This window comes from Stenotrophomonas pictorum JCM 9942 (assembly GCF_001431585.1).
In the GTDB taxonomy this organism is placed as follows: domain Bacteria; phylum Pseudomonadota; class Gammaproteobacteria; order Xanthomonadales; family Xanthomonadaceae; genus Stenotrophomonas; species Stenotrophomonas pictorum.
The window spans coordinates 27,827-48,519 of the sequence record NZ_LLXS01000004.1 but is presented as its reverse complement, the minus strand read 5'-3'; the positions used below and the strand labels follow the sequence as shown (position 1 = coordinate 48,519).

Sequence of the window (20,693 nt, the reverse complement as noted above, 5' to 3'; positions counted from 1 at the left end):
CAGCGGATCCCAGCTTCCAAGGCGCCCGGCGGTGTCCGATCCATCCGGCAACGCCGCTGCGGGCGGCTGTCGCCCCCGGCTCAAAGGCGTTGCTAGGGCCGTGTCCTGTGCCGGGCGGGACAGCGGGCCTTTGGCCCGACGCACCCGCCAGCGAACACCGCGCGGGAACTACCGGGCAGCTTCGGATTCCTGGATGATCGCGTCCAGATCCTGCTCCAGATCCGCCAGCAGTGGCGTCATCTTCTGCTGCATGGCCAGCATCAGGTTCTGCATCAGCTGCGGGGTCTTGTCGAGCAGGCTCTGCCCGGCCGGGCTCTCGTAGAACTCGGCCATCGCCAGCACGTCCTCTTTCGAGAACGACTTCTTGTAGAGATCCACATACATCGGGCGCATCTGCGACCACGACAGCGCCTCGCGCAGGGTCTGCGAGGTGCGCTGCTGGATGCGTTGCACGCGCGCCTTCTGCTCGGGGGTCAGCGCCTGCCCGGCGGTCAGCTGTGCGAACTGCTGGGACTGCATGGCTTCCATCTGCGGCAGCATCGCATCGAGCATGGTCTGCGCCCGCGAGGCGGCAAGCAGACGGTTGATGTCGCCATCACTGGCCGGGGTGGCCAGTGCCGGTACGAGGCCGGCCAGCACCAGGCCGCTGGCCAACAACAGGCGGAAGCGCAGGTAGCGTAACGGGCGATGGCCGCGCATGGATCGTCCTCTGCTCTGGGTGGAGCGCAGAGCTTACCCGAGGCCACCTCCCGGCCGTCCAGATGGGCGATTTCTGCGCAATCGCCGGCCTTGCCTTTTATTCGGTGTTGGCGCGGCGCACAGCGTAAGAGTGCAAGTCATTATTTTTCATCGACATGTGCCGCGGCCCAGGATGCCGCCGGGCGGATCTGGACGATATTTCCGCAGAAATTGACGGGTAAGGTGACTTGGATCACACTTTTTGCCGCATGTCGCCGTAACACGGCTTTGCGGCAGTCGGATGACAATTGGGTACTTTTGCAGGGAAGTAGGGGAAGGGGATGGAAGGTCTGTTCACTGGGCCACTGGTCGTCGTAGTGGCGTACTGGGTGGCGGTTTCCACGCTGCTGCTGACGGTGGTGCTGCTGACCACCATCTTGCTGATGCGCGTGCGCACGCAGTGGCGTGAGCGGCGCGATGCGCAGTCGATGCAGTACTGGTCGCAGGTATTGCGCCAGGAACTGGAGACACCGGGAGTGCCGACCCGCAAGCTCGAGCGGCGCGAGGCGCCTGGCTTTATCGAAGCCTGGAACGCGATCCATGAGCCGCTGGATGATGCCGCGTCACGTCGGCTGGTGCCGTTGGGACAGCGGGTCGGGCTGGCTGACACCGCCCCGCGCCTGCTGCGCGGCAGCTATCACGACCGTGCCATGGCGATCATCGCGCTGGGCCATCTGCGCGATGGCGGCATGTTCGACACCATTGCCAAACATCTCACCGATCACAGTCCGATCGTCTCGCTGTGCGCGGCGCGGGCACTGTCGCAGATCGATCCTGCGCGGGCCATGGCCATGTTCGTGCCGCTGATCCTCGAGCGCGACGACTGGGTGCAGGGCAGCGTCGCGCGCATTCTGGCCGAAAACCAGGACGGCAGTGCGGTGCGGGAGCTTTCAAACGCGCTGCTGCGGGCCAATTCCGACACCGCGCTGAAGCTGGTGCGCTTTCTGTCCGACATTGATCCGGAGCGCGCGGCGGCCGTGATCCGTGAGCTGATGCAGAGCGATGTGGATGACCGGGTCATCTCGGTGTGTCTGCAGCTGGTCAACGATCGCCAGGATATCGAGCAGGTGCGCGGATTCCTGCAGGTTGCCCGCTGGCACATCCGCATGCATGCGGCGTCGGCGCTGGCGCGCATCGGCGATGCCAGCGATCACGTCCGGCTGGAGCCGCTGCTGTCGGACAGTGTGTGGTGGGTGCGTTACCGCGCCGCGCAGGCGTTGTTGATGTTGCCGGGGATGGATGAGCACAAAATGCGTGCAGTGCGGGAGCGGGTGAACGATCCGTATGGTCGCGACATCATCGACCACGTGCTGTCCGAGCAGAGCATGAGGGCAGGGGTATGAACGAATACTGGCATCTGATCGTGAGCTATCTGCAGCAGGTCCCGTGGATACGCTTGATGGTCTCGCTGCAGTGGGTGTTCATCGCCTACTTCGCCGCGATCAATATCGCCTATCTGGTGCTGAACTACGTTTCGGCATTCCAGATCGTGCGCTACATGCGCGAATACCGCGCCAACTACCTGCCCAAGGGGCTGCGCGAATACCAGCCGCCGGTGAGCATCATCCTGCCGGCGCACAACGAGGAGAAGTCGGTGGTCTCCTCGGTGCGTTCACTGCTGAAGACCGTCTATCCGGAATACGAAGTGGTGGTGGTCAACGACGGCTCCACGGATGCCACCCGGCAGGCGCTGATCGACGCGTTCGGGCTGGTGAAGGTGCCCGAAGCCTACCGCTGCCGGCTCAAGACCGAGCCCGTGCACGCGGTCTATGCCTCGGCGCGTTTTCCCAACGTGCGCCTGGTGGACAAGGCCAACGGCGGCAAGGCAGATGCGATCAACGCCGGCTTGAACTGCGTGCGCTACCCGCTGTTCTGCGTGATCGATGCCGACAGCATCCTGCAGCCGGAAAGCCTGTCGCGGGTGGTGCGCCCGTTCCTGGAGGATGGCCGCGTGGTGGCCAGCGGCGGCGTGGTGCGGGTGCTCAATGGCTGCACGGTCAAGGACGGCATGCTGTCCAAGGTCGGCCTGCCAAGCCGGATGCTGCCCGGTTTCCAGCTGGTGGAATATCTGCGCGCGTTCCTGTTCGGACGTATGGGCTGGTCGCCGGCCAACGCGCTGTTGATCATTTCCGGCGCATTCGGCGTGTTCTACAAGGAGCGCGTGATCGCCATTGGCGGCTACCGGTTGAATACGGTCGGCGAGGACATGGATCTGGTGGTCCGCCTGCACCGCAATCTGCGCGAGGAGAAGCGGGACTACCGCATCGTGTTCGTGCCTGACCCGGTGTGCTGGACCGAGGCTCCGACCGATCTGCGGTCGCTGAAGAGCCAGCGGGTGCGTTGGCAGCAGGGGCTGGCCGAGAGCCTGTGGTCGAACATGGCCCTGATGTTCAACCGCCGCGGCGGCGCGGTCGGCTGGATCGCGTTCCCGTTCATGGTGATCTTCGAATTCCTGGGGCCGTTGATCGAAGTGATCGGCTACGTGACGATGATCGTGCTGGCGCTGTTGGGGCTGGTCCCGCTGGAGACCTTCCTGGTGTTCCTGGCTGCGGCCATCGGCATGGGAATTTTGCTGTCGGTCAATGCAATGGTGCTGGAGGAGCTTTCGTTCCGTCTCTACCAGCGTCCGACGCAGCAGCTGAAGCTGTTTCTGCTGGCGGTACTGGAGAACTTCGGCTATCGCCAGATCAACTCGTGGTGGCGTTTTGTCGGCACCCTGCGCTGGCTGTTGAGCCGCGGCAAGGTGCGCAACTGGGGCCGGATCAGCCGTGACGGGTCGTGGCAGCACACCCTCGAGGATGCGCCGGACAAAGAGGCCGCCGAAATGCCGCCGGCAAGTTATGGCAGTACTCCGAAATGAACCGCAGGATTTTCTCCATGAGGTGTTTTTTGCTTTCTACCGCGTCTACCCGTCGATGTGCCCGTCCGCTGCTGTTGCTGGCGCTGTCCACTCCCGGTGCGCTGCTGGCCCAGTCACCGGCGGATGCGCCGGCCGACTCGCTTGAGGCACGGATGCAGCAGGTCCGCACACTGGCCACCGATGGCCAGCGCAGTGAGGCGATCACGCAGTACACCGCGCTGCTGGCGGAGCACCCGGGCAACAGCGACCTGCTGCTGGCACGTGGCCGCACCTACGCCTGGGATGGTCAATACGCCGCCGCCGAGGCGGATCTGCAGCAGGTGGTGCAGAAGAGCCCGACCTACGCCGATGCCTGGTCGGCCCTGGGCGATCTGTATCGCTGGAGCGATCGCCCGCAGCAGGCGGCCGATGCGTATGCGCAGTGGGTGGCGCTGGCGCCGGACAGCGCCGCGGCGCATATCGCCCGCGGCCGGGCCCTGCGTGACCAGGGCCAGATCGCCGCCGCCCGCGCCGATTTCGACGCGGCCGAGGCGCTGGGGGCGGATCCGGCGGAAATCCTCAGCCTGCGTGACAGCCTGTTGCCACGCATGGCCAATCCCGATGTCGCTGCCGCTGACGGCTATCGCTGGAGTGCCAGCGCGGGTTGGAGCCATACCCGTTTCAGTGGTAACCGGCAGAGCTGGAATGATGCCGACCTGTCGCTACGCCGGTACTTCAAGCGCGGCTCGCTGGGGCTGGAAATGCTGCGTGCGGACCATTTCAACACCAGCGATATCGCCTGGGCGCTGGATGGCTACACCCCGCTGTGGTCGCGGGCCTACGCCAATCTGCGTTACCAGCATGGCCCGTCCAGCGGCGTGTTGCCCCGGCAGTCCTGGCGCGTGGAAGTGTTCCAGGGTGTGGGCAGTGGCTGGGAACTGTCGGCCAGTGTCGATCACCTGCGTTTTTCCGGAGACACCGAGTTCTACGGAATTGGCGTGGGCCGCTACAGCGGCAACTGGTACGGGCGCTACAAACTGCAGCACGTGCCGGGCGTGGGCTCGGGCAGCTGGAGTCATCGCGTACTGCTGCGCAACTACTATCGCGGTGACGCGGACAACTACCTGGAAGTGAGCGTCAGCAGCGGTCGCAGTACCGACGTGGACCGCTTCGGCAGCCTGGTGCGCGACAACAACGCGAGCCTGGGGGTCGCCTGGCGGCACCAGTTCGCCCCGAACTGGGGCTTCAAGCTCGGTGCCGGTTATGCCGACGATGATGGCGGTTTCGACGAGCAGCGGGTATCGGCGTCGATCTATACGCGCTGGTAAGGGGGCAGGCGACGATGACAACACCGCACAACGGTAGCGCGTGGGCGCGCTTTTCCTCGGTTTTCCCGGTTCTGCTGCTGGCCCAGCTGGTGCTGGTGGCGGTAACCGTGGCCAATGCGGTGGCCGGTGCCGGCGACACTGCGTCGCAGCGCTGGGCGGTGGCCGGTGTGGCCACGGCACAGTCGCTGCTCGTGCTGCTGCGTGCGTTGCCGCTGCTGCTGTTGCTGTCGTTGCCGCTGCTTGCACTGAAACGGGCGGTGCCGCGTGCTGTCACCCTGGCCCTGCTGTGGTCAGTGTTCCTGGTCGTGCAGGTGGTGCTGGACCAGTATTTCCAGGTGGCGCAGGTGCCGTTGGGGGCGGATCTGTTCGGTTACAGCGTCGCCGAGATCCGCACGACGCTGTCTGACGGGGCGCCGATGACATTGCGCGGTGTCCTGGCGATCGGCCTGCCATTGCTGGTGCTGTGGGCGGGGCTGCTGTGGCAGGCACGGCGTAATGTCGCCGGTTCTGCGCGCTGGAGCGGCGGGCTGCTGGCCGGCGCCGCGCTGGCCTGGCTGCTGCCGATGCCAACCGGGGCCAGCCTGCTGACCGACGAGGCTGCGCGCGCAGTGGCCTGCAACAAGCTGGCCTGGTTCAGTGCCGATGTGTGGCGCTGGTCCAGCGCAGAGTCCGGGGCTGCCATGGTGGCGACCGCATCGGCGCATGCGGCTCCAGAGCCGGCGCTGGACCCGGACTATCCGTTCCTCCGCCAGGAGCAGACGCCGGATACCCTGGGCGCGTACTTCGCGCCGACCCGCGACGGGCGCCCGCCGAATGTGGTGCTGATCATCGTGGAGGGGCTGGGGCGTTCGTTCTCCGGTCCGCAGGCGGCGCTGGGCAGTTTCACCCCGTTCCTCGACACCCTGGCTGCGCGCAGCCTCTATTTCGACAATTTCATCGCCAACCAGGGCCGCACGTTCGGCGTGCTGCCGACCCTGCTCGGCTCGGCACCCTTTGCCGACCAGGGCTTCACCGCGCTGGGCGAACGCATGCCTGCGCATCCAGGCCTTTTCAGCGTGTTGCGCCAGCAGGGTTATCACACCGCGTTCTACAACGGCACCGATACCGCCTTTGATGACGAACGGGGCTACATGCGGCTGCAGCAGGTGCAGACGCTGGTGGACATGAACAACTTCGGTCCCGGCTACCAGCGCAATCCGTTCAGCGCCTGGGGCTACCCGGACAAGGAGCTGGTGTCGCGCGTGCTGGCCGACAGTGACCGACTGCCATCGCCGTTCGTGCTGGCGATGCAGACCATCTCGATGCACACCAGCTACGAGTTCCCCGGGCAGGAGGCCTACCGTGCCCGATTCGAGCAGCAGCTGCAGCAGCTGCGGGTACCGGAGTCGCGCCTGGCCGGCTACCGCGCCAACGCCGCGATCTACAGCACGATCCTGTACACCGATGACCAGCTGCGGCGCTATTTCGAGTCGGTGCAGAAGGCGCCCTGGTATGACGACACCATTTTCGTGGTGACTGGCGATCACCGGCTGCCGGAGATCCCGATGGGTGAACACGTCGATCGTTACCACGTGCCGCTGATCGTGTTCTCGCCCCTGCTCAAGCAGCCCAAGCGGGTGCGTGCGGTGTCCTCGCAGCTGGATGTGACGCCCTCGCTGATGGCCCTGCTGTCCAACACCTACGGCCTGCAGCGTCCGGCACGGACCGCGTGGCTGGGTACCGGCCTGGACATGTCCGAGAATTTCCGAAACCTGCACCAGCTGCCGTTGAAGCAGACCAAGACCAGTGCGCCGGAGTATCTGGCCGACCGCTGGTGGCTGCGCGACGGCGAGTTGTATGAACTGCAGGACGGCATGCATCTGGCCAGGGCCGATGACGCCAGCGTGCGTGAGTGGGTGGCGCAGCGCCTGCAACGCTATACGCAGGCCAATGCGATCTTCCTCAAGCGCGGCGCGCTGCTTCCGGACGGCGCTACGCCGCCGCTGGTCGCCTATGCGGCCGTTCCCGAGGCCACGCAACTGTCTGCTGCACCGGCGGTGCCCGGTGTGTCCATCACTTCGGCCGAGGCCACGGCGACGGCGACCGGCGTGCGCTTGTCGGCGGTATTTGCCAGCGGGGATTCCAAGCCCAGCCGTGTGTTCGTGCCGCTGGCGGTCATGTCCAGCGAGAACGGCCGCGAACTGCAGGAGGTCTACGGCCAGGCCCTGCAGTTGCCGCCTGGCGGCAGTCATCAGGTCCAGCTGCAGTTGCCCCTGCCGCAGCCCGAAGATTGCAAAGGCCGGTGCTATGTATCGGTATTCCCGTCCGACCCCGATAGCGGCAAGGCCATCGGGCAGGGCCGTTATCACTTGCTGGTGGATACCGGCAGCACCGTGGAGAAGCAGTAATGAACAATCGTCTTGCCATCGGCATGCTGGCACTGCTGTGTCTGCTGTCGAGCGCACCTTCCATGGCGGCCAGCCGCGCGATGTGGACCTGGGAAGCCGAGTCCTATGCGATGGTCGAGGACCCGGCCGTCGCCGAGGAGGCCGCCGCCTATCTGAAATCGCAGCAGATCGACACCATCTACCTGTATGCCGATGCCTACAAGGGCCGCAACCTGATCGTCGATCAGCCGCAACTGTATCGCGCTTTCATCGAGCGCATGCATGGCAAGAAGATGAAGGTATATGCCTTGCTGGGCTCCTGGTATCTGAGCACCCAGAACTACGTGTTGCCGGCCTACCGCAAAGAAGCCGAAGCGATGTTCCGCCGCGTGGTGGAGTACAACGCATCGGTACCCGAAGCCGCACGTTTTGATGGTGCCAACCTGGACATCGAGCCGCACATCCTCGATGAATGGAATGACGACACCCGTGCGGATCTGCTGGTGGGCTTCCTGGACATGAGCGCAGCGGTGATGCGCATCAAGCAGGAGAGCGGCGCGACCTTGATGGTTGGCCCGGCGATTCCGTTCTGGCTGGACGGCATCGAGGTGGAGTGGAATGGCCGTCATCGTCCGGTGAGCGAGCACACCATCAACATCTACGACTACGTCGCCTTGATGGACTACCGCGACAAGGCCGAGGGCCGCGACAGCATCCTGTCGCATGCGGCCAGCGAGATCGCCTACGCCAATGAAGTCGGCAAGAAGGTGGTGATCGGGCTGGAGGTTTCTTCCAACGACATCAACAAGGTCACCTTCCATGAGGAAGGCCCGAAGGTGTTCGAGCAGGAGGTGCGCAAGGTCGAACGCGCGCTGCGCAACGAGCCGTCCTTTGCCGGCTTCGCCATCCACCACTACCGCGCATGGCGCCGCTGGTCCGGCCAGTACTGGGAATAGGGTCCACGACACCTTCGCAGCGCGCCGCAGGAAGTGCGCCACGTTGCGACGGGAGCGACGGCGGCGCGGGGGCGGTTGCCCCTTACAATGCGCCGATGGCGAGGGACCGGATTGAAATCTCGGAGCAGCTGGCGATACCGGAAACGGAGATCGTCGAGCGTTTCGTGCGCGCGTCCGGCGCCGGCGGCCAGAACGTCAACAAGGTCTCCACCGCCGTGGAACTGCGCTTTGATATCGCCGCCTCGCCGTCGCTGCCCGAGCCGTTGCGCGCGCGTCTGCTGGCCCGGCGCGACCGGCGCATGACCGGCGAAGGCGTGCTGGTGATCGACGCGCAGCGCTTCCGCACCCAGGACCGCAACCGCCAGGACGCGCGTGAACGCCTGGTCAGCTTCATCCAGGCCGGTCTGAGCGTGCCCAAGGCGCGGGTGGCGACCAAACCGACCTACGGCTCCAAGCTGCGCCGCCTGGATGAGAAAAAAGGCCGTGCGCAGGTCAAGCGCGGCCGTTCGCAACGCAATTGGGAGTAGTGCTTGAGCAACCGCTTACCGACCGTGCCGGTCCTGCCGCCGAACATGCCACAACTCACGGGCCGCGCACTCAGCCGCTGGCTGGGGCGCAGCGTGCTGCGTCTGGGCGGGTGGCATATCCGCGGGCCGATTCCGGACCTGGCCAAGGCGGTGGTGATCGCCGCGCCGCATTCGTCCAACTGGGACGGTCTGTGGGGGCTGGCGGCCAAGATGGCGCTGGGCGTGGACGCGCGCATCCTCGGCAAGGACAAGCTGTTCTGGTGGCCGCTGAGTGTGATCCTGCGCGGGCTCGGAGTGATGCCGGTGGATCGCAGTTCGCCGCAGGGCACGGTGGGACAGGTGGTGGCGATGATCCAGCGCAGTGACCGGGTCTGGTTTGCGTTGGCACCGGAGGGCACGCGCAAGCCGGTCAAGGAGTGGAAGGGGGGGTTCCTCAAGATCGCACGGATGGCCGAGGTGCCGGTGATTCCGGCCTATTTCCATTACCCTGACAAGACCATCGGCTTCGGCGAGCCGTTTTTCACCAGTGGCGATGATGCGGCCGACATGCTCGCCATCCGCCAGTGGTACCGGCAGTGGATGGGCAAGAACCGCGGTACCGGCTGAGTCCGCGCGGCCGGTGTGCAGGCGGCGGCCGCCACCATCGGCACATGTTGCCGCCGCGGCAACGGAGTAGGGTTGGGGCCTGATCGAAGCCCGTTCCCAAGGAGCCGTTTCATGTCGCGTACCGTTGTCCTGGCCACCGCCATCAGCCTTGCGCTGGCCGCCTGTTCCGGCAAGGAGTCCACTGCCCCCGTGACCACCAACACGCCCCCCCAGGCCGGCCAGCCCGCCGACGCCTCGACCAACCCGTTCATGGCCGTCAGTCCGCTGCCGTTCCAGGCGCCGGCCTTCGACAAGATCAAGGACAGCGACTACCTGCCGGCCTTCGCCGAAGGCATGCGCCAGCACCTGGCCGAGATCAAGAAGATCACCGACAACCCGCAGCCGGCCACCTTCGACAACACCCTGCTGCCGATGGAAAAATCCGGTGCGATGCTGGACCGCGTCAGCCGTGTGTTCTTCAGCGTGGTGCAGGCCGATACCAATCCCGAGCGGCAGAAGATCCAGGGAGAGGTGGTGCCGCAGCTGGCTGCGCACAGCGATGCCATCTATCTGGATGCCAAGCTGTTCGAGCGGGTGAAGGCGGTCTATGACGCGCGCCAGGGTGCCGGGCTGGAGCCGGAGCAGCTGCGCGTGGTCGAGGAAACCTACAAGGGCTTCGTCAAAGCCGGCGCCCAGCTCAGCGATCCCGACAAGGAAACGCTGAAGCAGTACAACGCCGAAGAAGCCACCCTGTCCAACGACTTCCACAACAAGCTGGTCGCGGCCACCGCCGCCGGTGCGGTGGTCATCGATGACAAGGCGCAGCTGGCTGGCCTGTCCGATGGCGACATCGCTGCCGCCGAAGACGCTGCCAAGGGCCGCAAGCTGGACGGCAAGTGGGTGCTGAGCCTGCAGAACACCACCCAGCAGCCGGCGCTCGGCTCGCTGCAGGACCGCGACGTGCGCGCCAAGGTGCTGCAGGCCTCGGAAACCCGCACCGAGCACGGTGATACCAACGACACCCGCGCCATCATCCAGCGCCTGGCCCAGCTGCGTGCGGCCAAGGCCAAGCTGCTTGGCTTCCCGAACTACGCCGCCTACAACCTCACCGACCAGATGGCGCAGACGCCGGAGCATGCGCTCAAGCTGCTGACCGACACCGTGCCGGCGGCCACCGCCAAGGCGCGCGGTGAGCTGGCCGAGATCCAGAAGGTGATCGACGCACAGAAGGGTGGCTTCAAGGCCAGCGCATCGGACTGGGACTTCTACGCCGAGCAGGTGCGCAAGGCCAAGTACGACCTGGACGAGTCGCAGATCAAGCCCTACTTCGAACTGGACAACGTGCTGCAGAACGGCGTTTTCTACGCCGCCAACCAGCTCTACGGCCTGACCTTCAAGGAGCGCAAGGACCTGCCGGTCTACCACCCGGACGTGCGCGTGTTTGAAGTCACCGATGCCAACGGCCAGCCGCTGGCGCTGTTCTACGCCGACTTCTTCAAGCGCGACAGCAAGTCCGGTGGCGCCTGGATGGACGTGTTCGTCGAGCAGGACGGCCTGACCGGCACCAAGCCGGTGGTCTACAACGTCAGCAACTTCACCAAGCCTGCCGCCGGCCAGCCCGCGCTGCTGAGCTGGGACGACGTGACCACCATGTTCCACGAATTCGGCCACGCCCTGCATGGCATGTTCTCCAACACCAAGTACCCGAGCGTGGCCGGCACCGGCGTGCCGCGTGACTTCGTCGAGTTCCCCTCGCAGTTCAACGAGCACTGGGCTTCGGACCCGAAGGTGTTCGCCAACTACGCCAAGCACTACCAGACCAAGGCAGCGATGCCGCAGGAGCTGGTCGACAAGATCGCCAAGGCCAAGACCTTCAACCAGGGCTACATGACCACCGAATACCTGTCGGCGGCGCTGCTCGACCTGGCCTGGCATACGCAGGGCGCTGACGCACCGCTGCAGGACGTGGACAAGTTCGAGGCCGATGCGCTGAAGCGCTACAAGGTGGATCTGGCACAGGTGCCGCCGCGTTACCGCAGCAGCTACTTCGACCACATCTGGGGTGGCGGTTACTCGGCCGGTTACTACGCCTACTTCTGGGCGGAGATGATCGACCATGACGCCTTCGAGTGGTTCAAGGAGAACGGTGGCCTGACCCGTGAGAACGGCCAGGTGTTCCGCGACAAGATCCTGTCCATCGGCAACACCCGCGATCTGGCCACCGCCTACCGCGACTTCCGTGGCAAGGATCCGAGTGTGGAACCGCTGCTGAAGAACCGTGGTTTGAAGTAAGCGCTGGTGCGGTAAACCGCTGGCGACGGACGGCAGGGGAAACCCTGCCGTTCTGCTGTGCGGCGCTGGCGGGCGGCGGCTGGGTGCCGTGTACCTGGCGGGCGTGCGTCGCACGGGAACTCCCCGTCGGCTGGCAGGTCAACAGGCTCTCCTCTCCGTGCAGGGCAAGTGCCATGAACGACACGCCGTCTGTTCCCCCGCGCCATCCAGCCATCGCCTGGTTGCGGCGTGAAGCGCTGCCGCTGGCGGTGATGCTGCTGTTGCTCGGCGTGGCCCGCGACACCTTGGCCAACCATTACCAGGTGCCCAGTGGTTCCATGCAGCCCACGCTGCAGCCCGGCGACCGGGTGGCGGTGGATATGCGCGCCTACGGTGTGCGGCTGCCGTTCACGCAGATGCAGCTGCTGGCCACCGGCACGCCGCAGCGCGGAGATGTGGCGGTGTTCGATTCACCGGCCGATGGCACCCGCCTGATCAAGCGGGTGGTGGCGGTGGGTGGGGATCGTGTGGCGCTGCGTGGGGGATACCTGAGCATCAATGGCCGGCTCCTGCAGCAGGGTGTCGCTTGCGAGCTTTTCGACGGCAAGCCGGTGCAGCTGGATCTGGATGCAGGCGGAGGTCCGGATATCCCGGGCTTCACCCTCCCCGCCGGCAAACTGCTGGTGATGGGCGATCATCGCGGCAACAGTTTCGATGGCCGTTTCTTCGGTCTGGTCGATGCCGACAAGGTCTACGGCAAGGCGCTGGCGGTGTACTGGCGCCGCGGTGAAGGTCTGGAGTGGCAGCGGCTTTGATCCCCGCCAAACCGTCTGAGCCGCTTCCTGCGGCGCGGCCCGTGGCCCGTTCTGGGTTGTCCGACAGGAGGCCTGATACCGCCTTCTGGGCAGCGCCTGCCGCCTAGCGCTCGGAGTGCCCGGTATCGTCGTACTGCCGTGGCGCGAACAGATCCGGCTGGATCAACTCGACGAAGGCGCGCGCCTGTGGCGACAGCACCTTGCCCCGGCGCACCACCACGCCGTAGCTGCGGGAAGGGAAGAATTCCCCCATCGCGCGCGTGACCAGCTTGTCGCGGTCGGCCTCGTTCAGGCACAACGCGGTGACGATGCTGATGCCCATACCCATCGCCACGTACTGCTTGATCACCTCCCAGCCGCCCACTTCCAGCGCCACCGTGTAGGGCACGCGGTGCTGCTGGAACACCAGGTCGACCAGCCGCCAGGTGATCTGCCGGCGCGGCGGCAGGATCAGCGGCCACGGGGAGAGGTCTTCCAGCGTCAGGTTCTTTTTCTTCGCCAGCGGGTGGTCGGGCGGGGTGATCAGCACCTGGTCGAAGCGGTAGACCGGGGCGTAGCTGAGGTCGGCCGGCACATCCAGCATGGAGCCGATAGCCAGATCGGCGGCGTCACTGCGCAGCAGGTCGGTGCCGTCGGCGCTGATCGCGTTGTGCAGGGTCAGGCGCACATCCGGGTGTAGCCTGCGGAAGTTTTCGACGATCTTGGGCAGCAGATACAGGATGGTCGACGAATTTGCGGCGATGTTCAGCTCGCCCGCGTCCAGTCCGCTGGCTTTCTCGCGGAACCGCGGCAGCAGCCCGTCCAGGCTTTCCACCAGCGGCTGCGCCATGTCGTACAGCAGCTGGCCCTCGCGGGTGGGCACCAGCCGGCGCCCGCTGCGCTCGAACAGCACTACGCCCAGCTCCCGTTCCAGCGCCTGCAGCTGCAGGCTCACCGCCGGCTGGCTGACAAAAAGTGCTTCGGACGCACGTGAGACCGAGCCCAGGCGCACCGTCTGCAGGAACGCCCGCAGCGGCTTGAGCCGGTCAGACTTGTAGGAAAAACGCGGGGTTGCGGGCGTCTTGGTGGGCATGGCAAAGCAAGTATTAGCACAACTTATAAAAAGCATTGCAAAAACTGTTTTGTTAAATACCTTCCTGAGGCGGCACGTTTGAGTCCCCGACACCCGCAGGAACTTCCGATGTCCGCCGTCGCCCACGCTGTCGCCACGCCGCAGTCCGCCCCCCGCCCGACCCCGGGCATCACCCTGACCACCCAGCTGGCCGGCCAGTCCGCGCTGCTGCCGGCCGGCGTGCTGGGCCTGCTCGTATCGCTGCACCGTGCGGTCGAGCCGGGGCGGCAGGCGCGGTTGGCGGCGCGCCGCGAGCGCCAGGCCTTCTTCGACCAGGGCGGTCTGCCGGATTTCCGTGCCGACACCCGTGCCATCCGCGAGGGCGACTGGACGGTGGCGCCGATCCCGGCCGCGCTGATGGATCGCCGCGTCGAGATCACCGGCCCGACCGACCCGAAGATGGTCATCAACGCGCTGAACTCCGGCGCCAAGGTGTTCATGGCCGACTTCGAGGACTCCACCTCGCCGACCTGGCGCAACGTGCTGGCCGGCCAGCAGACGATGAAGGCGGCGGTGCGCGGTGATCTGGATTTCACCGCGCCGGCCACCGCCAAGGGCCCCGGCAGGCACTACACGCTGCGTCCGTTCGACGAGCAGGCGGTGCTGATCGTGCGCCCGCGTGGCTGGCACCTGGACGAGAAGCACGTGCTGGTCGACGGCCAGCCGATGGCCGGTGGCCTGTTCGATGCGGCGCTGTTTGCCTTCCACAACGCGCAGACGCTGATGGACAAGGACCGCGGCCCCTACTTCTACCTGCCCAAGCTGCAGTCGATGGAAGAGGCGGCGCTGTGGGAGACCGCGCTGTCGCACATCGAGGGCATGCTCGGCCTGCCGCAGGGGCAGATCAAGGTCACGGTGCTGATCGAGACGCTGCCGGCGGTGTTCGAGATGGACGAGATCCTGCATGCGCTGCGCGAGCGCATCGTCGGGCTGAACTGCGGCCGCTGGGACTACATCTTTTCCTACCTGAAGACCTTCCGCCGCCACGCCGACAAGGTGTTGCCCGAGCGCGGCCAGGTGACGATGACCCAGCCGTTCCTGAAGGCCTACTCGGAACTGCTGATCAAGACCTGCCACCGCCGTGGCGCGCATGCGATGGGCGGCATGGCCGCGCAGATTCCGATCAACCACGATGCTGCCGCCAACGAGCAGGCGATGGCGCGCGTGCGTGCGGACAAGCTGCGCGAGGTCACCGCCGGCCATGACGGCACCTGGGTGGCGCACCCGGCGCTGATCCCGGTGGCGCGCGCGATCTTCGACGAGCATATGCCCGGTCCCAACCAGCATCACGTGCTGCGTCGTGACGTACAGGTCAGCCGCGATGATCTGATCGCACCGTGCAGCGGCACCATCACCCGTGCCGGCTTCGAGAACAACGTCGAGGTGTGCGTGCGCTACCTGGCCGCCTGGCTGGATGGCAATGGCTGCGTGCCCATCCACAACCTGATGGAAGACGCCGCCACCGCCGAGATCAGCCGCAGCCAGATCTGGCAGTGGCTGCATGCCGGCAACCAGCATCTGGACGACGGCACGGCGATCGATTTCGCGCTGCTGACCAGTACCCTGCGCGCTTTGCCGGCGCGCCTTGGCGACACCTCCGCGCTGCCCGGCGGCGGCCGCATCACCCAGGCCATCGGCCTGCTCGACCAGCTCAGCCGCGCAGACGAGCTGGCCGACTTCCTGACCCTGCCGGCCTACCGGCAGATCGATTGACCCTTCCCCTTACGCAAGCACGACTTTTCGAGGACAGCACGATGAGCAGCTACCAGCAACAGATCGCCGCCCTGCAGCAGGACTGGGATACCAACCCGCGTTGGAAGGGGCTGAAGCGCACCTACAGCGCTGCCGACGTGGTGCGCCTGCGTGGCAGCGTGCAGCCGGAACATACCCTGGCCAAGCGCGGCGCCGAGCGCCTGTGGGACCTGGTCAATGGCGGCTCGAAGAAGGGCTACGTCAACGCCTTCGGTGCGATCAGTGCCGGCCAGGCGATGCAGCAGGCCAAGGCCGGGCTGGAAGCGGTGTACCTGTCCGGCTGGCAGGTGGCCGCCGACGGCAACACCTCCGAAACCATGTACCCGGACCAGTCGCTGTACGCCTACGACTCGGTGCCGACCATGGTCCGTCGCATCAACAACACCTTCCAGCGCGCCGACGAGATCCAGTGGAAGAACATCATCGACGGCAAGCTCAAGGCCGAGGACGCGATCGACTTCTTCCTGCCGATCGTCGCCGATGGCGAGGCCGGCTTCGGCGGCGTGCTCAACGCCTACGAGCTGATGAAGAACATGATCGTTGCCGGCGCCGCCGCGGTGCATTTCGAGGACCAGCTGGCGGCGGTGAAGAAGTGCGGCCACATGGGCGGCAAGGTGCTGGTGCCGACCCAGGAGGCGATCCAGAAGCTGTCCGCCGCGCGTCTGGCCGCCGACGTGCTGGGCGTGCCGACCATCGTGCTGGCGCGTACCGATGCCGAAGCCGCCAACCTGCTGACCAGCGACTTCGACCCCAACGACGCCCCGTTCGTCACCGGCCAGCGCACCGCCGAGGGCTTCTACCGCGTCAAGAACGGCCTGGAGCAGGCGATCAGCCGCGGCGTGGCCTATGCCCCGCACGCCGACCTGGTGTGGTGCGAAACCGGCACCCCGGACCTGGGCTTTGCCCGCGAGTTCGCCCAGGCCGTGCACGCCGCCAGCCCCGGCAAGCTGCTGTCCTACAACTGCTCGCCCTCGTTCAACTGGAAGAAGAACCTGGACGACAAGACCATCGCCAGGTTCCAGGACGAGCTGGCCGCGCTGGGCTACAAGTACCAGTTCATCACCCTGGCTGGCATCCACATCAACTGGTTCAACACCTTCAAGTTCGCCCACGACTATGCCCGTGGCGAAGGCATGCGCCACTACGTGGAGCAGGTGCAGGAACCGGAGTTCGCCGCCCGCGAACAGGGCTACACCTTCGTCTCGCACCAGCAGGAAGTGGGTGCCGGCTACTTCGACGATGTGACTACGGTGATCCAGGGCGGCGCCTCCAGCGTGACCGCGCTGACCGGGTCCACCGAAGAGGAGCAGTTCCAGACGGAAAAGGCCGCGTAAGTACGGTTTAGGTGACGACGGGAAGGGGCTCTTACGGGCCCCTTCTTCTCGAGGTCAAAGCGAAGCTGTATTCCCGGAGTTGGGATCCACATCACCTTATTTTGATGATAGGCTCTTGCGCATTACTCGCCGGCAAATGGCGGGGATCCATGAGGCAACGAATGAGCGGCCTGGGGTCAGGGGGACCGGTACTGCAGGAACATCTTCCCGCCAGCGTCGCCGATGCTGGGGAGGCTGCGCTGCGCGCGCAGGTTTCTGCGGTGGAGTTCGCCCTGTTCGCGCCGTTCGGTGACCGCCGTATGCTGGCTGACGGCGAGGTGCTGTTCCTGCGCGGTGATATCGGCACCTCGATGTTCATCATCGTCAGTGGGGTCATCTGCCTGGACTTCGGCCCGGGCTTGCCGCCCAAGCAGCTGGGATCGAATGATTTTTTCGGCGAACTCGGATTGCTGGTCGACCGCCATCCGCGTTCTTCCGCCGCGCGCGCCTATGGCGATACCGTCCTGCTGGAAGTCACCTGTGCCAATTTCCATCGGCTGATCGATCAGGACCCGGCAACGGTGGTGTTCTTCCTGCGCCGCACGTTGTGGCGGGTGGTCTCCAGTGAGCAGCGCCTGATCGACCAGCTGAGCCGCCGCAATCAGGAGCTGGAAGAGACGTTGAGCAATCTGTACAGCGCCAACGACGAGCTGCACCGTACCCGCGAGCTGGTCTATACCGACGACCTGACGGGGATGGGCAACCGGCGCGCGCTCACGGTCTATCTGCAGGAGGCGCACCGTTCCGGGCAGCGTCCGCAGGGCCTGTTGCTGATCGATTGCGATGACTTCAAGGCGCTCAACGACTCCCACGGCCACCTCGCCGGCGACCATGTGCTGAAGCGCCTGGGCCGGGTGCTCAGTTCGGTGGCGGGGAAAGACGATATCGCCTGCCGCCTTGGCGGCGACGAATTCTGCGTTCTGTTGAAGCACGCGGACATGGAGCGGTTGACGCGTGTAGCGGCTTTCATTCTTGAAGCCGTGCGCGGGCTGGAGGCGTTCCCCGGGGCGATGCCGGGTATCTGCTCGGTGAGCATCGGCATCGTGCCCATGGAAACGCATCAGCATTGGAACGATGCCTATTCGCGCGCCGATGACGCCCTTTATGAGGCAAAGCGCCTCGGTGGGGGGCGTGCACAGTGGACACTGCGCTGACCGGTCACGTGGAGCGGTGACGTGGAAGAGGTTCCTGAAAGCCTGCAGTCCAGCCGCCAGTTCAAGACGCTGGTCCTGACCGACCTGTGCGACTCGGTGGCGCTGGTCGAGCGGATCGGCGACAACGCCGCCGCCGATCTGTTCCGCACACTCGATGCCCAGGTCATGCAGTTGCTGCGGCGCTGGAACGGCCGTTTGATTGACCGCTCCGATGGCATGTTCCTGCTGTTCAATGCACCGGTGGACGGCCTGGGGTTCGCCCTGGATTACCTGGACGTCCTGGATCGTCTTGGCAAGGAAAAGAAGTTGCCGCTGCGCGCTCGGCTGGGTATGCACGTGGGCTATGTGCTGTCCTGGCACAACAGCGAGGAGGCTGTGGCCGCCGGTGCCAAATCACTGGAAGTGGAGGGGCTGGCCAAACCGATGGCGGCAAGGCTGATGGCTTTGGCGCGGCCGGGACAGATCCTGCTGTCGGCGGCAGCCGAATCGATGATGCGCAGTGCCCAGCGCGAACTGGATGACCGGGGTGCCAGGCTGAAGTGGAAGTCGCACGGACATTGGCATTTCAAGGGGATGCCAAGCGCCCAGGAGGTATTCGAGGTCGGCAGGGAGGGCCGCGCGCCGTTGCGCATGCCGCCGGGCTCGGAAAAGGCGTGGCGGGAGTTGCCCCTCTGGCGCCGTCCGCTGGCGCTGGTGACGGAAGCGGTACTGCTGTTGGGACTGCTGATTGCCGCGTGGGTAATCGTGCGGCCGGAACCTGCCATTGCTTTCGCCGAGCGCAACTGGGTGCTTGTAGGGGGGGTACGCAATCTGACCGGGGAATCCCTGCTGGATGACTCGATCGAGCAGGCGTTTCGCATCAGTCTGGAGCAGTCCCGTTTCGTCAACGTGCTGAGCGAGCTGCAGGTACAAAAAACGCTGGGGTTGATGGAACTGGATGCGGACCAGGCGATGACCGCGCGGGTCGCCTCGGAAGTGGCCATCCGCGATGGTGCACGGGCGGTGCTCATGGCCCGGGTGGATGAAATCGGCAACCGGTTCCGCTTCACGGTAGAGATCATCAATCCCGCAGATGGCCGCACACTGGATTCGCTGTACGCCGAAGGCCGTGGCGTGAATTCATTGTTGGCCTCGGTGGACACCGTGAGCGGGCGCCTGCGTACCCGCCTGGGTGAGCCCAGCCTGGCGCTGGCGCGTGACTCCGAGCCGCTCCCGGAAGTGACCACTTCCAACCTGGAAGCCTTGCGCGCCTATGCGCTGGCCCTGAAGGCGATGGCCGTACGCGACTACGTGCTGGCCGAGAATCTGTACAGGAAGGCTCTGGAAATCGATCCCGATTTCGCGCTGGCGAACATGGGTCTGGCGCGCATCTACTGGTCCGGATTGGATGAAGCACCTGCTCTGGCTCAACTTGATGCCGCGCTGTCCCATCGTGACCGGCTGCCGCCGCGCGATCAGATGTATCTGGAGGCCTGGCAGCACGAATTGCGTTCGGCCGCATCGCCCTTGCCACAGTGGAAGCTGCTGGCGACGATGTATCCGGACTACTTCGCAGGTCCGTCCAATACCTCCTGGTACCTGATCGTGGAGAACCGGTTCGAAGAGGCCTTGCCCTTCGCGCAGGCGGCGGCGGTCCCGCAGGACCCGATGCGTGCGGTGCCGCTGGATCATGTCGGCCGCATCCAGCTGGCGCTGGGCAAGGCCGAACAGGCGCTGCAGACGTTCCGTGAGGCCGAAAGCGAAGGCGGCGGCAAGCCGTTGCGCTACAGCGGCAACGCACTTGCGGTCCTGGGGCGGCTGGATGAAGCGCAGAAGCTGCTCGAGCAGATCAAGCCGGCGCCGGGCAATCCCTCCAGCCTCTATGCCTCCATGGACCGGATCAGTGTGGCCTTGAGCCGCTCGCAGCGGGCACAGGCCGTGGCCGAAGCCGAGCAGGCGTCACAGCTATCCACGCAGTACGGCCCCGACCACGTGGTCCAGTTCAAGTTGCTGGAGCAGATGACGAGAATGCTGGCCAGCGATGCCGGCAGCTCGGCGGCAACCCTGGCGTCGCTGCGAGATGAATCGGTGAACTATGCGCGGGGAACGGGCAATGTCAGAGGACGGCAGAACGCACTGTTCAGGGCACTTGTCGCTATCCATCTGGCACAACGCTCGGGCTTTACCGCATCCAGTCGCCGCGGGTTGGATGCGTTGCCACGCCTGTCCGAGCTGGATGGGCCGTTCAACCTGGCGTGGATGCGGCGGCTGGTAAATGCCACACAGGCACGGCTGGAGGGGCGTCCGGAGGAATCCGTGAGACTGCTTGCTCCGCTCCTGGATGGCACCGAGGCGGTGCAGGTCCGGGTGGAGCTGGCCGCTGCGTTCGACGCGATGGGGGATGCCCGGTCGGCACGCATCCACCGTGCGTGGCTGTCGGAGAACCTGGGCCGGGCCTACGTGGAGTTCAATGGAAGCCAGCTGCTGCAGCCGCTGAACGTCAGCGACGTTCTGGAGGCTGCCGGGAAGTTGCGGGGGGAGTCTGCATCGCTCCCCCGCGACCAGGCTCCAGCGCCTCAGCTGCCGACTGCTTCGTTGATCCGGCCAGCCTCGTAGCAGAAGATCACCGTCAGGCCCACCGCCGAGGTCAGGTGTTCCATCAGCTGTCCCCGTGCCTGTGCGAATTCCTCCTTGCTGGCGAGTTTTTCCACGGTCAGGCAGTAGGGCGTGGCGCCGGCAGGAGGGGTATAGCCGAGCGACGTCAGCGCCGCCCGGGCATCGTTGGCGAATGCCTCGCGGAAGGCATCGTTGGTGGAAAGCTGCTGCAGCAACTGGTCGGCGACGTCATGGGGAAGGGGGGCGTGATCAGCGTTGGTCATGGAGTCTTCCAGTGAGGTGG

At 65.5% G+C, this 20,693-nt stretch carries 16 protein-coding genes; 13 read left to right on the top strand and 3 right to left on the bottom strand.

All coding sequences use genetic code 11. The features are described 5' to 3' along the window. Positions 1 to 168: 168 nt before the first annotated feature. A complete protein-coding gene (locus ARC78_RS00845) occupies positions 169 to 699 on the bottom strand; it encodes a DUF2059 domain-containing protein (protein ID WP_054659542.1) in 531 nt (176 codons plus the stop codon). Positions 700 to 1,019: 320 nt separating this feature from the next. Between ARC78_RS00845 and ARC78_RS00840 the strand changes: the two genes are divergently transcribed. From ARC78_RS00840 to lepB, 9 genes are all read left to right on the top strand, one after another. Beyond that, positions 1,020 to 2,081, top strand: coding sequence for a HEAT repeat domain-containing protein (locus ARC78_RS00840; RefSeq protein WP_054659544.1), 1,062 nt, complete (start codon positions 1,020 to 1,022; stop codon positions 2,079 to 2,081). Beyond that, positions 2,078 to 3,598, top strand: coding sequence for a glycosyltransferase family 2 protein (locus ARC78_RS00835; protein WP_083468505.1), 1,521 nt, complete (start codon positions 2,078 to 2,080; stop codon positions 3,596 to 3,598). Before ARC78_RS00840 ends, ARC78_RS00835 begins: the two co-directional genes overlap by 4 nt. A gap of 17 nt (positions 3,599 to 3,615) precedes the next feature. Further along, complete coding sequence (locus ARC78_RS00830) at positions 3,616 to 4,905, top strand: YaiO family outer membrane beta-barrel protein (RefSeq protein ID WP_158499968.1); 1,290 nt, start codon at positions 3,616 to 3,618, stop codon at positions 4,903 to 4,905. Positions 4,906 to 4,919: 14 nt separating this feature from the next. Further along, positions 4,920 to 7,292: an LTA synthase family protein gene (locus ARC78_RS00825; RefSeq protein WP_057505516.1), complete on the top strand. Its 2,373-nt coding sequence runs from the start codon at positions 4,920 to 4,922 to the stop codon at positions 7,290 to 7,292. Beyond that, positions 7,292 to 8,227, top strand: coding sequence for a hypothetical protein (locus ARC78_RS00820; protein ID WP_054660207.1), 936 nt, complete (start codon positions 7,292 to 7,294; stop codon positions 8,225 to 8,227). The genes ARC78_RS00825 and ARC78_RS00820 overlap by 1 nt, the downstream gene beginning before the upstream one ends. A 95-nt stretch (positions 8,228 to 8,322) precedes the next feature. Beyond that, positions 8,323 to 8,754, top strand: coding sequence for an alternative ribosome rescue aminoacyl-tRNA hydrolase ArfB (arfB, locus tag ARC78_RS00815; protein WP_057505515.1), 432 nt, complete (start codon positions 8,323 to 8,325; stop codon positions 8,752 to 8,754). A 3-nt stretch (positions 8,755 to 8,757) separates the two neighbouring features. Further along, positions 8,758 to 9,360 carry a lysophospholipid acyltransferase family protein gene (locus tag ARC78_RS00810; protein ID WP_054659572.1) on the top strand — a complete coding sequence of 201 codons (603 nt, stop codon included), beginning with the start codon at positions 8,758 to 8,760 and terminating at the stop codon, positions 9,358 to 9,360. A 111-nt stretch (positions 9,361 to 9,471) separates the two neighbouring features. Beyond that, on the top strand, positions 9,472 to 11,631 hold the full coding sequence (gene dcp / locus ARC78_RS00805; RefSeq protein ID WP_054659574.1) for a peptidyl-dipeptidase Dcp: 2,160 nt from the start codon (positions 9,472 to 9,474) through the stop codon (positions 11,629 to 11,631). 173 nt (positions 11,632 to 11,804) lie between these two features. After that, positions 11,805 to 12,425 (top strand): signal peptidase I, encoded by a 621-nt coding sequence (lepB, locus tag ARC78_RS00800; RefSeq protein ID WP_054659576.1) that lies wholly within the window; start codon positions 11,805 to 11,807, stop codon positions 12,423 to 12,425. A 103-nt stretch (positions 12,426 to 12,528) separates the two neighbouring features. On the opposite strand, the gene ARC78_RS00795 is transcribed toward lepB, so the two are convergent. After that, positions 12,529 to 13,497 (bottom strand): LysR family transcriptional regulator, encoded by a 969-nt coding sequence (locus ARC78_RS00795; protein ID WP_054659578.1) that lies wholly within the window; start codon positions 13,495 to 13,497, stop codon positions 12,529 to 12,531. 108 nt (positions 13,498 to 13,605) lie between these two features. Here ARC78_RS00795 and aceB point away from each other — a divergent pair, with 108 nt between their 5' ends. The 4 genes from aceB (at position 13,606) to ARC78_RS00775 (ending at position 20,410) form a co-directional block, all read left to right on the top strand. Then, positions 13,606 to 15,249: a malate synthase A gene (aceB, locus tag ARC78_RS00790; protein WP_057505514.1), complete on the top strand. Its 1,644-nt coding sequence runs from the start codon at positions 13,606 to 13,608 to the stop codon at positions 15,247 to 15,249. Positions 15,250 to 15,290: 41 nt separating this feature from the next. After that, positions 15,291 to 16,622: an isocitrate lyase gene (gene aceA / locus ARC78_RS00785; protein ID WP_054658115.1), complete on the top strand. Its 1,332-nt coding sequence runs from the start codon at positions 15,291 to 15,293 to the stop codon at positions 16,620 to 16,622. Positions 16,623 to 16,783: 161 nt separating this feature from the next. Continuing rightward, the gene (locus tag ARC78_RS00780) at positions 16,784 to 17,815 is read left to right on the top strand and encodes a GGDEF domain-containing protein (protein WP_054658117.1); all 1,032 of its coding nucleotides are present in this window, start codon (positions 16,784 to 16,786) and stop codon (positions 17,813 to 17,815) included. 21 nt (positions 17,816 to 17,836) lie between these two features. Next, on the top strand, positions 17,837 to 20,410 hold the full coding sequence (locus ARC78_RS00775; protein WP_057505513.1) for a putative peptide modification system cyclase: 2,574 nt from the start codon (positions 17,837 to 17,839) through the stop codon (positions 20,408 to 20,410). Here ARC78_RS00775 and ARC78_RS00770 read toward each other — a convergent pair. Next, the gene (locus ARC78_RS00770) at positions 20,371 to 20,673 is read right to left on the bottom strand and encodes an NHLP-related RiPP peptide (RefSeq protein WP_054658123.1); all 303 of its coding nucleotides are present in this window, start codon (positions 20,671 to 20,673) and stop codon (positions 20,371 to 20,373) included. The two genes, ARC78_RS00775 and ARC78_RS00770, sit on opposite strands and share 40 nt — an antisense overlap. Between the last annotated feature and the right edge of the window lie 20 nt (positions 20,674 to 20,693).

What these genes read in the sequence shown, in the direction of transcription:
- ARC78_RS00845 (WP_054659542.1), bottom strand. Translation starts at nt 699, where the DNA reads ATGCGCGGCCATCGCCCGTTACGCTACCTGCGCTTCCGCCTGTTGTTG.
- ARC78_RS00795 (WP_054659578.1), bottom strand. Translation starts at nt 13,497, where the DNA reads ATGCCCACCAAGACGCCCGCAACCCCGCGTTTTTCCTACAAGTCTGAC.
- ARC78_RS00780 (WP_054658117.1), top strand. Translation starts at nt 16,784, where the DNA reads ATGAGCGGCCTGGGGTCAGGGGGACCGGTACTGCAGGAACATCTTCCC.
- lepB (WP_054659576.1), top strand. Translation starts at nt 11,805, where the DNA reads ATGAACGACACGCCGTCTGTTCCCCCGCGCCATCCAGCCATCGCCTGG.
- ARC78_RS00830 (WP_158499968.1), top strand. Translation starts at nt 3,616, where the DNA reads ATGAGGTGTTTTTTGCTTTCTACCGCGTCTACCCGTCGATGTGCCCGT.
- ARC78_RS00820 (WP_054660207.1), top strand. Translation starts at nt 7,292, where the DNA reads ATGAACAATCGTCTTGCCATCGGCATGCTGGCACTGCTGTGTCTGCTG.
- ARC78_RS00835 (WP_083468505.1), top strand. Translation starts at nt 2,078, where the DNA reads ATGAACGAATACTGGCATCTGATCGTGAGCTATCTGCAGCAGGTCCCG.
- dcp (WP_054659574.1), top strand. Translation starts at nt 9,472, where the DNA reads ATGTCGCGTACCGTTGTCCTGGCCACCGCCATCAGCCTTGCGCTGGCC.
- aceA (WP_054658115.1), top strand. Translation starts at nt 15,291, where the DNA reads ATGAGCAGCTACCAGCAACAGATCGCCGCCCTGCAGCAGGACTGGGAT.
- ARC78_RS00825 (WP_057505516.1), top strand. Translation starts at nt 4,920, where the DNA reads ATGACAACACCGCACAACGGTAGCGCGTGGGCGCGCTTTTCCTCGGTT.
- aceB (WP_057505514.1), top strand. Translation starts at nt 13,606, where the DNA reads ATGTCCGCCGTCGCCCACGCTGTCGCCACGCCGCAGTCCGCCCCCCGC.
- arfB (WP_057505515.1), top strand. Translation starts at nt 8,323, where the DNA reads ATGGCGAGGGACCGGATTGAAATCTCGGAGCAGCTGGCGATACCGGAA.
- ARC78_RS00770 (WP_054658123.1), bottom strand. Translation starts at nt 20,673, where the DNA reads ATGACCAACGCTGATCACGCCCCCCTTCCCCATGACGTCGCCGACCAG.
- ARC78_RS00840 (WP_054659544.1), top strand. Translation starts at nt 1,020, where the DNA reads ATGGAAGGTCTGTTCACTGGGCCACTGGTCGTCGTAGTGGCGTACTGG.